Origin of the sequence: Bradyrhizobium guangdongense, from assembly GCF_006483445.1 — a bacterium.
In the GTDB taxonomy this organism is placed as follows: domain Bacteria; phylum Pseudomonadota; class Alphaproteobacteria; order Rhizobiales; family Xanthobacteraceae; genus Bradyrhizobium; species Bradyrhizobium guangdongense_A.
In genome coordinates, this window is record NZ_PPPT01000095.1 from 16,441 (window position 1) to 30,171 (window position 13,731).

The window sequence follows — 13,731 nt, forward strand, 5'->3', positions numbered from 1 at the left end:
CACGCCGAACCCCACGCGGCCAGCGCACCTGACTTCATCATTGACGTGATTATGCGTCCGCGTAACCGGACCCGACAAGGAGGACAAGCTGGACCTTCGGCGGGCACGCCACCATGCGAAGGATCAAGCCGGGCGTGCCTGCTGTCGCAAATCTGAAACAGGGCGGGTGCCGCCTTTGGGTCTTTACCGCGATGCGCGGAAGTGTCCCTGCAAACCCGGTATGCGCCGGAATGCGGTATTCAGGAACCGCTCGTCACCGATTCGGGACTCGCAATGCAGTTCGGAAGCCCCTAAATGGCCAAACCGGGTCCGGAGAGACCCGACAGGAACAAAAGCCAAAACAACGGCATTGACGGGTAACAGGCGGAGCTAAGGCGTAACATTATGATGGATCAGCAGAATCTGGGAGCGATTCAACCCGCTTCGGCCGATCCCGCCGCTATTGCTCTGGCAAAAGCCCTGGGACAATGGCCCAAACCGGCCCCTTTTCCTCGTCCCAACCCGAAAAAGACCTACGATGCGACCCCTCCGGCCACCGTGGAATCCCTCGCCCGGGAGCTGGGGCTGCGCCTCGGCGACCAGAACGAGCTGACCATCCGCCGCATCCGGCGCGGAAAGGGTTATTCCTTCGTCCGTCCCAACGGCGCACATATCCGCGATGCCCGGACCATCCGCCGGCTGCACGCCATGGCGGTGCCGCCGGCCTATCGCGAGGTCCGCTACTCGGCTGACCCGAAGACGCATCTCCAGGCCGTGGGCCGCGATGCCGCCGGCCGGCTGCAATATCGCTATCACGCCGATTGGGAAAAGGTGCGCGAGCAGCGCAAGGCGCATCGCCTGGAAAAGCTCGTCGGCGCGCTGCCAAAGATCCGGCGCAAGGTCTCGGCGTTCCTGTCCGGCGGCGAGCCGACGCGCGAATTCGCGCTCTCGGCCGTCATCGAGCTGATCGCCCGCACCGCGATCCGACCCGGTAATGAATCCTATGCGCGCCTCAATGGCACCCGCGGCGCCACCACGATGCTCAAGTCCAACGTCACGCTGGAGGACGACTCCTTCGTGCTGACCTTCAAGGCCAAGGGTGGCAAGGCCGTGCGGAAGGAATGCGACGCGGCCAAGCTGGTGCGCGCGATCGGCATTCTGAACGGGGTGCCGGGCAAGCGCATGTTCCAGTATCGCGACGCCTACGGCATCGTGCGCGCGGTGAGCACCACGCAGGTGAATGCGTTTCTGCGCGAGATCGCCGGCATCAAGATTTCGCTGAAGGATTTTCGTACGCTGATGGCCTCGGCCGTGGTCGTCGAGTCCCTGTCGCGGATCACGCCGGCCACCAGCCAGCGCGGCCGCAAGAAGCAGGTGCTGGATGCGATCCGCGCCGCGGCGGACAAGCTCTCCAATACGCCGGCGATCTGCCGCAAGAGCTACGTGCACGACACCATCGTCACGGCGTTCGAAGATGGCATCCTCGAGCGTTTTGCCGCGACCATGAAGGGCCAGCGCTCGCAGGCACGACGCGAGCAACTGTTGGCGCAGGTCGTCGCGACGGCGGCGGTCTAACGATCGCAACCGCTGTAGGATGGGCAAAGGCGCGTTTGCGCCGTGCCCACCATCTCTCCAAGTCATCGATGACGAAATGGTGGGCACGCCTCGGCCACGCATTCGCGCGAGCCGTCGGCTTTGCCACCCTACCGATCTACATCCTCTCGTTCGGCAGGCCCTTGTCGGGACCGGGATCAAGGCCAGCGGCCGCGCTCGTCAGCCGTCCCAGATAATGCGCCCAGCCTTTGCTGTGGCTGATGCACTGCGCTTCACTGGGCAGGCCGCTATGGGTCATGCGCAGCAAGGTGCCGCCGTCCTGCTCGAAGAGGTCGATCTCGATCAGGCTTGATCCCGGCGGCACTTCCTGGCCGCCGTCCCAACCGAACGTGTAAGCGAGGCGATGCACCGGCACGACCTCGCGAAACGCGCCACGCGCCGCACCGTTGCGCGGGCCGATGCCCTTCAGCAGATAGAGCCCGTCGGGATGCGGCTCCATCGTCGCCTCGGTCCCCATCCAGCTCAAGATCTTGTCGGGGTCCGTCAGGAAAGCAAAAACGGTGGCGCGGGGGGCCGCGATTTGGGTCTCGCGTCGGACGATGAACGGCTCGGTCATTGCGGCTGAGGTCTCCGTTGCGCTGGGTGAGATGGCGGTGCGCGCGTTCCAGTTCAAGGATAGGTCGTGACAAAGATGGCGCGCGGACGCCATGATCGCGTCATGAAACTTTCCGCCACGCTCGCCTGGCTCGTCGATTCCGCCGCGGAGACCGCAGGCGCGGACCGGCTCCTGGCGGAATTGGGCGCGCATCTGGTTTCAGACGGACTGCCGCTCGCCGCCGGCACGCTGACCCTCGACGTGCCGCATCCCTTGATTGCAAGACGAACCTGGCTGTGGCGCGCCGACAGCGGCGAGGTGATGGAAGCCTTGAATTTTGCGTCGGGGCCGGCGGCGTTTGCGCCGCAAGCCTCCGGCGATGCCGGCCGCCGCTGGCTCAGCGACAGGGCAGATGGTGTCGTGCACGAAGACGTGATCGGGGCGCGGGTCAATGGTCCGTCGTTGGGCTGGATCGGGCCGCGTCCCTTCACGCCGGACGAGAGCGATGAGTTGAAGCAGGCCGCGCGCTTCGCCGCGGCACCGCTCGCCGTGCTCGCTGCGCGCGCGACGTTGTCGGCAACGCTTGAAGCCTATCTCGGACGGCGCAGCGCGCAGCGCGTGATGGCGGCTCCCTTGCGCCGCGATCTCGGCGAGACCATCCAGGCCGCGCTTCTCTATGCCGATCTGCGTAGCTTTACGGCGCTGTCGGAAAGCAATCCGCCTGCCGCTGTCATCGCCGCACTCGATGCCTGGTTCGACCGCATCGCCGGCGCCGTGCACGCCTTCGGTGGCGAAGTCTTGAAATTCATCGGCGACGGCGTGCTCGCGATTTTTCCTGTCGTCGGCGAACCGCCGCGTCGTGCCTGCCAGGCGGCGTTGCGCGCGGCGGCTGCCGCGCAGGCCGGCATGGCGCATCTCAACGAAGAGCGGCAGCGACAGGGACTACCGCCCTTGTCGTTCGGCGCGGCGCTGCATCTCGGCGAAATGCTCTGGGGCAATATCGGCGCCGCCAACCGTCTGGACTTCACCGCGATCGGTCCCGCCGTGAATCTGGCGAGCCGGCTCGAAGGCCTGTGCCGGCCGCTCGGCAAGACGGTGCTTGTTTCAGGTGCGCTTGCCGCGGAGACCAATGCGCAGCTGATTGCGCTGGGGACGCATGAGCTGCGTGGGATTGCAGCTCCGTGTGAGGTGTTTGCGCTGCCCGACTAGCGCCGCTGCGGTAGGGTGGGCAAAGGCGCGCTCTTCGCGCGTCGTGCCCACCATCTCTCCGCGATCGAGATAGAAGTGGTGGGCACGCCATCGGGCGCGCGTTCGCGCGCCCCGTTTGGCTTTGCCCACCCTACAGATCTGAGTTTAAAGCCCGCCCATCTCGCAGACGGCTTTCCACTCGTCCGCCGTCACCGGCTGCACCGAGAGCCGCGAATATTTGACGAGCGCCATGCCTGACAACTTCTTGTCCGCCTTGATCGCGGCCATCGTCACCGGCGTCTTCAGAGGCTTGTCGGCCTTGATGTCGACGCAGACGAATTTTTCGGTCTTGTCGGTCGGATCGGGATAGGCCTCCTTGATCACCTCCGCGATGCCGACGATCTCCTTGCCCTCGTTGGAATGATAGAAGAACGCCTTGTCGCCCTTCTTCATGGCCACGAGATTTTGGCGTGCGGTGAAGTTGCGTACGCCGGTCCAGGCCTCGCCCTTCGCGCCTTTGGCGACCTGCTGGTCCCATGACCACACCGACGGTTCGGATTTCACCAGCCAATACGCCATGCTCATTCCTCAGCCTTGAAGGGGCGCGTTAGAAGCCCCGAGATCGCGGCATCGATCGTCGTCTTGCCGCTCAAAATCGCTGCCACAGCCTGTGATACCGGCATCTCGATGTTTTGCGAAGCCGCAAGCTCAATCAAGACCGGCGCGGTGGACTCGCCCTCGGCGAGTTTGCCGGCCGGCGCCTTCTCGCCACGGCCGAGCGCAAGCCCGAGCGCAAAGTTGCGCGATTGCGGGCTCGAGCAGGTCAGGATGAGGTCGCCGAGGCCGGACAGGCCGCCGAGCGTTTCGCTGCGCGCGCCAAGCGCGCGGCCGAACCGGGCGAGCTCGGCAAAACCGCGCGTGGTGAGCGCGGCCTGCGCGGATGCACCGAGCTTGCGTCCGACCGCGATGCCCACCGCAATCGCCAACACGTTCTTCGCCGCGCCGCCGATCTCGACGCCGCGCACGTCGGTGGAATGATAGGGCCGGAAAGTCGGTGAACCCAGCGCCTGCACCAAGGCACTTGCGAGCAGTTCGTCCTTCGCGGCCAGCGTGACGGCAGTCGGCAGGCCGCGCGCGACGTCGTCGGCAAAGCTCGGGCCCGACAGGATGCCAGGTTGCGAAATGGGCGCGGCCTCCGCGATCACGTCGGTCATGAATTTATGCGTGCCGTGCTCGATGCCTTTGGCGCAGGCGACGATCGGCACGGGTCTTGTCAGATGCGATGCCAATGCGTTGACCGCGCCGCGCAGATGCTGCGCCGGGGTTGCGATCAGGATCATGTCGGCCCGCGCCCCCAAGGCAAGCTCGTTCGTCACGACGATTTCGGGTGCTATCGCGACGCCGGGTAGCCGCGGATTGTCGCGCGTCGAAGCAATGCGTGCGGCATGCTCCGCATTGCGCGCCCACAGCGTGACGCTGCGTCCCGCGCGCGCGGCAACCGTTGCCAGCGCCGTTCCCCAGGCGCCCGCACCGATGACAGCGACGGATTGGAACGCCGGCATGGCTAATATCCCGCGCGGGTGTTGCCGTAGCCGGCCGGCGCCGTGGCGTTTGCGTCGAGCAGCCAGCGTGCGCGTGGCTGCGCCTCCATCGTATCGGTCAGGCCGAGCGCGAGGCGTTCGGCGCCAGCCCAGGCGATCATGGCGCCGTTGTCGGTGCAGAGCGCCGGCGGCGGCATAATGAGCTCGGTCTGCGCCTTGTCGGCGACGTCCTGCAGTGCGCCGCGGATCGCCTGATTGGCGGCGACACCGCCGGCGGCGACGAGGGCATGCGGTGCGCCGAACTGTTCGCGAAATAACTTCAAGCCAACGCTCAGCCTGTCAGCAGTCGATTCCAGCACGGCGGCCTGAAAGCCCGCGCAGAGATCGCTGATATCCTGCGGCTCCAGCGGGACGATGCGGCTCGCTTCATTGCGCACGGCCGTCTTGAGACCGGACAGTGAGAAATTTGCGTCGGGTCGCCCCAGCATCGGCCGTGGCAGCGAAAATCGCGCGGCATCGCCGCTTAAGGCGGCTTGCTCGACTTTCGGACCGCCGGGGTAGGGCAACCCCAACATCTTCGCGACCTTGTCAAAGGCCTCGCCAATGGCGTCGTCGACGGTGGTGCCGAGCCGCACATACTGGCCGACGCCGACGACAGCGACGATCTGGGTGTGACCGCCGGAGGCAAGGAACAGGCAGTAGGGAAATTCGAGCTTGTCGGTCAGGCGCGGCGTCAGCGCATGCGCCTCGAGATGGTTCACCGCAACGAGCGGCGTATTATGCACCATCGCGATCGCCTTCGCGGTGGTGAGACCCACGATGACGCCGCCGATCAGCCCCGGACCTGCTGCCGCAGCCACGCCGGACAACTCGGCGAAACCGACGCCGGCATCCTTCATGGCGCGGTCGATGATACCGTCGAGCAGATCGACATGGGCGCGTGCGGCAATTTCCGGCACCACGCCGCCGAAGCGGGCGTGCTCGTCCACTTGCGAGCGCACGATGTTGGAACGGATCGTTCCGCTGCCGTCGGGCGCGCGCTCGATCACCGCAGCGGCGGTCTCGTCGCAGGTGGTTTCAATACCCAGCACCAGCATTGGCGAATCGTTATCCAATTTGCGACCTTGCGCTCATCCGTAAAGCAGAGTTCTGGTAGGTCCGGTAGCATTCCGGGGACGCCAAGCGCAATTGTCACGCTTTGCCTTTATTCCGAGGATAGCTCGCCACGACATGCCGGGAATATAGACCATGGCCATTCTTGTGACACGGCCGCAACCTGACAATGAGACCACCGCGGCTGCCTTGCGCGCTCGCGGGTTCGACGTGCACCTCGCGCCGCTCTTGAAATTCGAGCCCGTCGCGTTCCAGGACGCAGGCGAGACGAAATATGGCGCCGTCATCGTGACCTCGGCCAATGCGATCCGTGCCATCGTGCCGCAACTGGCGGAACTGAAGCTGTCAAAGCTGCCGCTGTTCGCGGTCGGCGAGCACACGGCGGCCGCGGCCCGCGACGCCGGCTTTGTCGAGGTCATCGTCGCCGGCGGCGATGCGGCCGCGTTGCGCGACGCCATCTCAAAGAGCGCGCGCGACAAGGTCGTGAAGAAGAAGAGCACGCTGCTTTATCTTGCGGGAGCCGACCTGTCGCGCGATCTCGCCGGCGAGCTTGGCGCGGACGGTTTTGACGTGGTCACGCAGACGACCTACCGCATGGCGCCGGTCAGCCATTTGCCCCGCGCGGTCTGCGACGGTTTTGCCGCCCACGGCATCGAGGCCGTCCTGCATTATTCCCGGCGCACCGCCCGGGCCTTTTTGGAGGCGGCGCGTGGGGAGGGCGTCGAGATTTCCGCGTTAGCGATTCCGCAATGTTGCCTGTCGGAGAATGTCGCCGCCGTCCTGCGCGAGGCGGGTGCGACACAGGTCGCGGTGGCGGCCTCGCCGGACGAAAATGCCCTGTTCGAGACCTTGGAGCGTGCGTTGCGGACCCGTTTGGCGTAAGAGAACGGGCCGAATCCGACGTAAAAGGGTCCGGATCAGTACGCTTTGCAAGTTGAGGGAAACGTCACGATGGCCGATGACAAGCCTGAAGACGCAGGATTGGCCCCCGAATCCGGCCGTGCCAAGCGCACCCCACCTACCATCGATCTCGAGGCGACCGAAGTTTCCACCCAGCCGCAGCAGGCCGGTGAGGCAGAGGCACAGCCCGAGCCATCCAAGGCAGAGGTTGAAGGCGAACCGGAGCGCAGCGAGGCCAACGCGGCCGTTCCGCCGACGCCGGTGCCTGCGCCGGTATCTCCCTGGGTAATCGCGCCGCTGTCGGGCGCGGTCGCGGCCGCACTCGTCATTGCGGTCGGCTGGATGCTCGGATGGCCCGCGGTGCAGGCGCCGCCCGCTGCGCCGCAAGTCACGACGGCGGCTGTCGATGCCTTGACTGGCCGCGTCGCCAGCGTCGAAGCCAAAATCAGCAAGCCCGCTGCCGATCCGGCCGCAGCCGCGCGCGTCGATGCACTCGAAAAATCGGTGACCGGTCTGCGTAGCGATCTCGCTGCCGTGCGCGCGCAGTCGGACAAACTTGCGAGCACCTTGGACGCGGTAAAGGCCGCGCCCGGTGCTGCGGCAACCGCGCCAGACTTCTCAGCCGTCAACGAGCGCATCGCGCAGCTCGAAAAGACCATCAAGGCCTCGCGCGCCGAGCTCGCCCAGCAGGGCGAGAAGATCGCCGACGCAAAACCTGCCGATGACAAGCCGCTGCGCCGCGTCGTTGCGGCGGCGCTGCTCGATGTCGCGGTCCGTCACAATGACGGCTATGCCGCGCAGCTCGCGGCGGCGCGTTCGTTCGCCGCCGATCCCGCCGCGCTCAAGCCGCTCGATGCATTCGCGACATCGGGCGTTCCGAGCTCGGTCATGCTGACCCGCGAGCTGCTCAACATCGTGCCAAAGCTGTCGCCGCCTGCGGAGGCGCAGACCAGCGGCACCGGCATCGTCGACCGTCTGCAGGCCGGTGCGGCAAAGCTCGTGCGCATCGAGCGCACCGATGCCGTCGGCAATGATCGCGGCGCGATCGTCGCGCGGGTGACTGCGGCTGCGCTGCGCAACGACTTCAACGAAGCTCGCCGCGAGTTGAAGACCTTGCCCGAGACCGATCGCGAGCCGGCAAAGGCCTGGCTCGAAAAAACCGACGCGCGCGATGCGGCGCTCGCCGCCTCCCGCAAATTCGCCGACGAGGCCATGGCGGATCTCGCCAAAGCTGCGCAATAGGATTTTCATGCTTCGCGTCGTTTTCTTCCTCATCCTGATCGCTCTCGCCGCGGCCGGCGCGGCCTGGGTCGCCGACCAGACCGGCGACGTCGTCCTGACCTGGGGCAATCTGCGCGCCAGGACGACGGTGCCGGTGTTCGCATTGGGGCTCGGCCTCGTTGCCGTGGCAGCCGTCTTCGTCTGGAGCATTTTGGGCGCGATCTGGCGCACGCCGGGGCGCATGCGCCGGCGCCGCCACGAGAAACGTCATGCGCGCGGCCGTCATGCCATCACGCAAGGCCTGCTCGCGATCGGCCATGGCGATACCGGCCTCGCCCGCCGCCATGCCGATGCGGCGCGCCGCCACGCGCCGGATGATCCGCTGGCTCTCCTGCTGCATGCGCAATCGGCGCAGCTCGACGGCAATCGCAACGAAGCGCAGCGTGCGTTCCGCGCCATGGCCGAACGACCGGACACGCGCCTGCTCGGCCTGCGCGGCCTCTTCATCGAGGCGCAGCGCGCCGACGATGCGGTCTCGGCGGTGATGATCGCGGAAGAAGCGATCAAGCTGTCGCCGTCGTCGACCTGGGCCTCGCACGCCGTGCTCGGCTTCCGCTGCGCGCGGAGCGACTGGAGCGGCGCGCTCGCGATCCTCGACTCCAACCTGTCCGCAGGCCTGATCGACAAGCCGACCTATCGCCGCCAGCGCGGCGTGCTGCTGACGGCGCGCGCGCTCGAACTGCAAACGATGGACCGCGACGTCGCGCGCGAGAGCGTGATGGAAGCGGTCAAGCTCGCGCCGACGCTGGTGCCGGCTGCCGTGCTCGCCGCAAAGTTCGAGAGCGAGGCGCATCAGGTGCGCCGCGCCATGAAGATGGTGGAAGCGGCCTGGCTCGCGCATCCGCATCCCGATCTCGCCGATGCTTATGCGCATGTGAAGCTCGGCGATTCCGCGCGCCAGCGCTTGCAGCGGGTCGAGACGCTCGCCGCGAAGACGTCGGGCCACATCGAAGGCGCACTGGCGATCGCGCGCGCCGCGATCGATGCATCAGAATTCGCGCGTGCCCGCGAGGTGCTGGCGCCATTCGTCGCCGATCCGACTCAACGTGTCGCGCTGCTGATGGCGGAGGTCGAGCGCACCGAGCATGGCGATAGCGGCCGCGCCCGTGCCTGGACCTTGCGCGCGGTGCGCGCCCGCCACGATCCCGCCTGGACCGCGGACGGCTATGTCAGCGATCGCTGGCGCCCGGTCTCGCCGGTCACCGGCCGTCTCGACGCCTTCCAGTGGCAGACGCCGGTCGCGAGCCTGCCGTCGGACAAGGGCACCACGATCGAATCCTCCCCGTTCGAGGAGGCCATGCTGGCCGCCCCCCCGCCGAAGCGCGTCACGTCCGGTGCGGCTGCGACGGAACCGGTCGTGGAGACGCAAGTGCCCGCCCAAGCGCCGGCTCCGCAGGACAACTCTCCGCCCGCCGCCAAAGCGCCCGAAACCAGGGTTTTGGAGGCCAAGACCCCTGAGGTAGCAGAGGCTGCCGACCCGGTCCCGGCCGAGCCGGCCCCTGAGCCGGTCGAATCAGCCCCGGTCGCGGCGACGCCGGTGTTCCGGGCCCGCCCCGATCTCGGCAAGCCGGCGCCGGCGCCGATTCCCGCGGTCATCCCCATCGTCCGCGCGCCCGACGACCCCGGGATCGATGACGACGCTCCGGCCGATGAATTCACGGAACAAATCGGCACACCCAAGGCCCAGGCCGGCGGCTGGCGCGGATTCTGGTCCCGCTGGGGCGCCTGAGCGGCCGCAACTCCTTGCCAATTCGGGCCATGCCCGATATCAGGGGCGCGCGTAGGGGGCTGGCACCGCTTCGGCCCCAAAATGGTCCGCCGCAATAGCTCAGTCGGTAGAGCACGTCATTCGTAATGACGGGGTCGGGGGTTCGAATCCCTCTTGCGGCACCAGCGCCTTGATCCCTCCCAAACGAGACGATTTGGCTGCCACTTGCTGCGCATCGCGCGGTCATGACGGCGCGTTGCGCGTCCCTTCGCTGCAACTAGGATCGGCATATGGGTGCGGTGGGCATGGGGTACGGCGCCGAGATGGACGATGAGCTGCCTTGGGCGCGGCTCGCCGGGCTGATTGGTCTCGCGCTCCTGCTCACGGCGGTCGTCGCGTATCGTTCGCTCGAAGTGTCGAGCCTCTACAGCCGGCTTTCCGTTCCTCCGCTCTATGACGACGTCTCCTATTTCCATCACGCCGTGAAGTGGATGAACGCGCTCGGTAGTCGAAGCGTGACGGCCAGCGTCTGGGATCTCCTGCATCACCACGCGCCATTCTCGACGCTGGTGGCGGTCGTTGGCCTCAGCCTGTTTCCCGGCGGCTATATCGGGCCGTATCTCGTGCATGCGGTGGTCGTGTTCGCGTTCCTGCTCGGCGTCATCCTGCTCACATGGAAGCGGCCCGCCGTTGAGATAGCGACCTGCCTCGTGGGAGCCGTCTGTGTGCCCGTGCTTTGGCACACGATCACCGAGGCACGGCCTGATCTGCCGTCGGGCCTTGCCGTCGGCTTTGCTGCCGGCGCGATCGTCTATCGCGGCGTGCTGCAAAGGAGCACCCGATCACTCGTCGTCCTCGGCATCGTCTGCGCCATCGCCGCGAGCATCAAGCCGACCTCGTTCCCGGCCTCACTCGTGTGCCTCGGAAGCGCGTTCGCGATGCGCCTGCTGGCCGACTGCATCGAAGCCGGTGGATTGCGGTCGTCGCTCCGCGATGCGCTTGTCGCACTAGCATGGTTTCTGCTCGGACTGATTGTGACGGTGGCGCTGGTCCTCGGACCCGCGCTGGTCGCCACCATCACCTACATTCTCGAAGTTTTCGTTCGCGACCGCGACATCTGGACCAGCGGCGGCGAGAGTTTTTGGACTGGAATGCTGCGTTTCTCCCTGGGCGGAGAGGGACGCTTCGGTCTCGACAAATGGCTCTATTGGGGGCTCGCGTTGATGCTGTTTCGCGTGCTGCTCGCGGCGATCATGGGGCGCGCTGCGCTGCTGGATGCTTCCGTGCTGCTGGCGACGGTTTTGATCGCCTACGTCATTCCGTCGGTCGCGGAGATCAAGACCTATTATTTCGGTGCGCTGTTCTACGGCATCTTCATCGTCGCGATGGCGCTCAATTTCTGCGCCAACCTGGCGGGCATTGAAGCGCTGATGCTGCGCTGGCATCTTGCGATGGACACGCGGCGCAATGCGCTAGCAAGCCTTCAGGTGCTTGCGCTGGCTGCCGTTGCATTCCTGTTCGTCACGAACGTCGTCATCGGGCAGGTCAGCACCGCGACGGCGCTCAACGCGCAACAGCGCGACGATATCAGCGTCGCAACCGACCGCCTGTGGTCGCGCCTGCGCGGGATGAAATCGAATACCGACCGCCCGCTCTATGTGGGGTTCACGAGTCCCTATCCGGTGACGCCCATGACAGTGCAACTGTATGCGACGCAAGCGAAAATGAATCTCATCGTGCGCCAGGAGTTCTTGCACCGGACGGTGCAAGCGACGGTCGATTCGCTGCTTCGGTCGGACATTCTCGTCGTTTCGAGTTCGATCCAGCACACGCTGCTGCCGCCGCGCGTCGGCGACGAGATTATCGCGCGGCTGGATAAGGAGCAGGGCGTCTGCCCGCTCGATAGCCTGTCGTTTCCCGACGTGACGCTGCGGGTCTATCGGCGGGGCTGCTGAACGTCGGCAGGGGTGGGTTCGGCCGCGGTTCATCTCGGGCAGGCGCCTGCGTGATCTGCATCACATAATCCCGCGCGCGCATCTCCTAGTTTCCGGTCACGCCAAGAACGGGAGACACGACATGCGCAAGATTCTTCTGATTGCCGCTCTGGTTTTGGTCTCGGCATCGGCCCAAGCCGCCGGTCCCCGCAGCCTGTCGCTGGCTTCGAGCAATGAGCCGGCCGCCGCGCAGCAGCCGGCCGCGTCAAATACGACGGCGGTGGCGCAGTCGACCGAATTGGCCAAGCCCGCCGAGGCGCCGGCCTATGTCGAGCGCCCCTCCGCGGTTTCCACACCGGCGCCTGCTGCCGCCACGACCACGACTTCACCGCCTGCGACGACACAGACCCAGGCTTCCACCGCCACGACCCAGCCGGTGACGCAGACCAAGACCGCAGCCAAGGCGAGCAAGCCGAAGCACAAAGCGTATTGGACCGAAGGCCGGATCATCAGCGAGCTGCATCGCCACGGCATCTACTGGTAAGGCCCCGTTCGCAGTCTCCCCTGAAACGACAATGGCCGGGCATGAGCCCGGCCATTGTGCATCCGTGCGCTATTTTGACGCGCTTACTGCGAGACCGTTTGCACCACGCTTGAGATGGGGCGCGCGCTCGTGCCGGCGGTCGGCACCTTCAGCTCCTTCAGCAGTGCCTCGTCATATTCCGGCATCGTCTGGAACGTCGTCTTGGCCTTCATCTGCACGACCTTGTAGCCGCCGGCCTTGAGGCGGGCGAGCAGCGTCGGCAGCGCTTCGCCGGTGTGCTTCTGGAAGTCGTGCATCAGGATGATGCCCTTGCCGAGCTTGTCGAGCTTGGTCATCACGTTGCTGACGATCTTGTCCGGCGTCGCACCCTTCCTGAAGTCGAAGGAGTCGATGTCGGTCGAGAACATCGCGACGTTGCGGGTGCCGAAATAAGTCACCATCGCCGGATTGTGCTGAAGCTGCGGGAAGCGGAAGAACGGCGCCGGGTTGGTGCCGAGCGCGAATCTCACCGCGCTAAAGCCCTTCTCGACCTCGTCCTTGACCTGTTGCTCCGTCAGCTTCTTGCTGTTCAGGTTGACGTGCGACCAGGTGTGCGTGCCGACCGTGTGGCCCTGGGCCAGCACCTGACGCAAAATTTCCGGATGATAGGTCGCGTGCTTTCCGACCGAGAAAAACAGGCCCTTCGTGCATTCGTCGGCGAGCGCCTTGAGCACGGCGGGCGTGTTGTTCGGCCACGGACCGTCGTCGAAGGTCAGCACGACCTCCTTGTCGGTCAGGAAGTCGAACTGCTTGAAATGATCGAAGCCGAAGCCGGGGCCGCCTGTGGTGTCGATCTCGACCACGCGGGACACGCCGAGCGCGTTCGGATTGGCGCAAGCGGGCTTTTGCGCGACGGGAGCCGGCGGCGGTGCGGGCGGTGCGGGCGGCGGAGTCGGACCAGCAGCGACCTGCTTGCCGGAAAGGGCCGCGGTAACCTCGACGTCGTCCTTGGCGGTGAGCTTCGCGGGCGCTGGATCCGGCTTGCGCGCGGCTGTGGTCTGGGGCGCGGCCGTTTCGGCGCGCGAGGAATAGAAGAACCAACCTCCGGCGATCACGACCGCCGCAATTACACTGGCCAGCATCAGGCCCAACGCATTACGCATCGCTACTCTTTCCAAATACGCAACCAAACGAGCGCTTTTCCCTCGCGCCCAGCCATTAATGCGAAGGATCGGTTAACGTCACACCAACACGGCGGCGATTGCGGAGGGATTTCAGACAGATTTGCTTGTGTGACCGATGTCACAAAGAGGGGGGTCCTCGTGACCGTCATCACAGTGGAAACGACTTTCCTGGAGCATCGTAGCTCCCATCAACAACGGGCCCGCAAGACGCGGTGCCAATGGGAGCCTCAA

General features: G+C 65.9%; 12 protein-coding genes and 1 tRNA gene. 8 read left to right on the forward strand and 5 right to left on the reverse strand.

Annotated features, from left to right (window positions below; genetic code table 11):
* Positions 1 to 384 precede the first annotated feature (384 nt).
* On the forward strand, positions 385 to 1,554 hold the full coding sequence (locus tag C2U70_RS13910) for a DNA topoisomerase IB (RefSeq protein WP_140978669.1): 1,170 nt from the start codon (positions 385 to 387) through the stop codon (positions 1,552 to 1,554).
* Positions 1,555 to 1,690: 136 nt separating this feature from the next.
* Here C2U70_RS13910 and C2U70_RS13915 read toward each other — a convergent pair whose 3' ends face one another.
* Positions 1,691 to 2,149 (reverse strand): SRPBCC family protein, encoded by a 459-nt coding sequence (locus tag C2U70_RS13915; protein ID WP_140978671.1) that lies wholly within the window; start codon positions 2,147 to 2,149, stop codon positions 1,691 to 1,693.
* Positions 2,150 to 2,251: 102 nt separating this feature from the next.
* On the opposite strand from C2U70_RS13915, the gene C2U70_RS13920 reads away from it, so the two are divergent.
* Positions 2,252 to 3,337, forward strand: coding sequence for an adenylate/guanylate cyclase domain-containing protein (locus tag C2U70_RS13920; RefSeq protein ID WP_186294249.1), 1,086 nt, complete (start codon positions 2,252 to 2,254; stop codon positions 3,335 to 3,337).
* Between the two features lie 144 nt (positions 3,338 to 3,481).
* Here the strand turns inward: C2U70_RS13920 and C2U70_RS13925 are convergent, their stop codons facing one another.
* The 3 genes from C2U70_RS13925 to tsaD are packed head-to-tail and all read right to left on the reverse strand — an operon-like array spanning position 3,482 to position 5,954.
* Positions 3,482 to 3,895, reverse strand: coding sequence for an EVE domain-containing protein (locus tag C2U70_RS13925; protein ID WP_140978732.1), 414 nt, complete (start codon positions 3,893 to 3,895; stop codon positions 3,482 to 3,484).
* A 2-nt stretch (positions 3,896 to 3,897) separates the two neighbouring features.
* Complete coding sequence (locus tag C2U70_RS13930; RefSeq protein WP_140978673.1) at positions 3,898 to 4,878, reverse strand: NAD(P)H-dependent glycerol-3-phosphate dehydrogenase; 981 nt, start codon at positions 4,876 to 4,878, stop codon at positions 3,898 to 3,900.
* A gap of 2 nt (positions 4,879 to 4,880) precedes the next feature.
* Positions 4,881 to 5,954, reverse strand: coding sequence for a tRNA (adenosine(37)-N6)-threonylcarbamoyltransferase complex transferase subunit TsaD (gene tsaD, locus C2U70_RS13935; protein ID WP_140978675.1), 1,074 nt, complete (start codon positions 5,952 to 5,954; stop codon positions 4,881 to 4,883).
* Between the two features lie 151 nt (positions 5,955 to 6,105).
* Between tsaD and C2U70_RS13940 the strand changes: the two genes are divergently transcribed.
* From C2U70_RS13940 to C2U70_RS13965, 6 genes are all read left to right on the forward strand, one after another.
* Entirely contained in the window at positions 6,106 to 6,852 is a 747-nt protein-coding gene (locus tag C2U70_RS13940; protein WP_140978677.1) for a uroporphyrinogen-III synthase, read from the forward strand.
* A gap of 69 nt (positions 6,853 to 6,921) precedes the next feature.
* Entirely contained in the window at positions 6,922 to 8,112 is a 1,191-nt protein-coding gene (locus C2U70_RS13945) for a COG4223 family protein (RefSeq protein WP_140978679.1), read from the forward strand.
* A gap of 7 nt (positions 8,113 to 8,119) precedes the next feature.
* Positions 8,120 to 9,880 (forward strand): heme biosynthesis protein HemY, encoded by a 1,761-nt coding sequence (locus C2U70_RS13950; protein ID WP_140978681.1) that lies wholly within the window; start codon positions 8,120 to 8,122, stop codon positions 9,878 to 9,880.
* 88 nt (positions 9,881 to 9,968) lie between these two features.
* Positions 9,969 to 10,044, forward strand: a tRNA-Thr gene (locus C2U70_RS13955).
* A gap of 105 nt (positions 10,045 to 10,149) precedes the next feature.
* Positions 10,150 to 11,814: a hypothetical protein gene (locus C2U70_RS13960; protein WP_246666749.1), complete on the forward strand. Its 1,665-nt coding sequence runs from the start codon at positions 10,150 to 10,152 to the stop codon at positions 11,812 to 11,814.
* 121 nt (positions 11,815 to 11,935) lie between these two features.
* On the forward strand, positions 11,936 to 12,337 hold the full coding sequence (locus C2U70_RS13965; RefSeq protein WP_140978683.1) for a hypothetical protein: 402 nt from the start codon (positions 11,936 to 11,938) through the stop codon (positions 12,335 to 12,337).
* An 83-nt stretch (positions 12,338 to 12,420) separates the two neighbouring features.
* Here C2U70_RS13965 and C2U70_RS13970 read toward each other — a convergent pair whose 3' ends face one another.
* Positions 12,421 to 13,479, reverse strand: a complete 1,059-nt coding sequence (locus tag C2U70_RS13970) for a polysaccharide deacetylase family protein (RefSeq protein WP_140978685.1) — start codon at positions 13,477 to 13,479, stop codon at positions 12,421 to 12,423.
* Between the last annotated feature and the right edge of the window lie 252 nt (positions 13,480 to 13,731).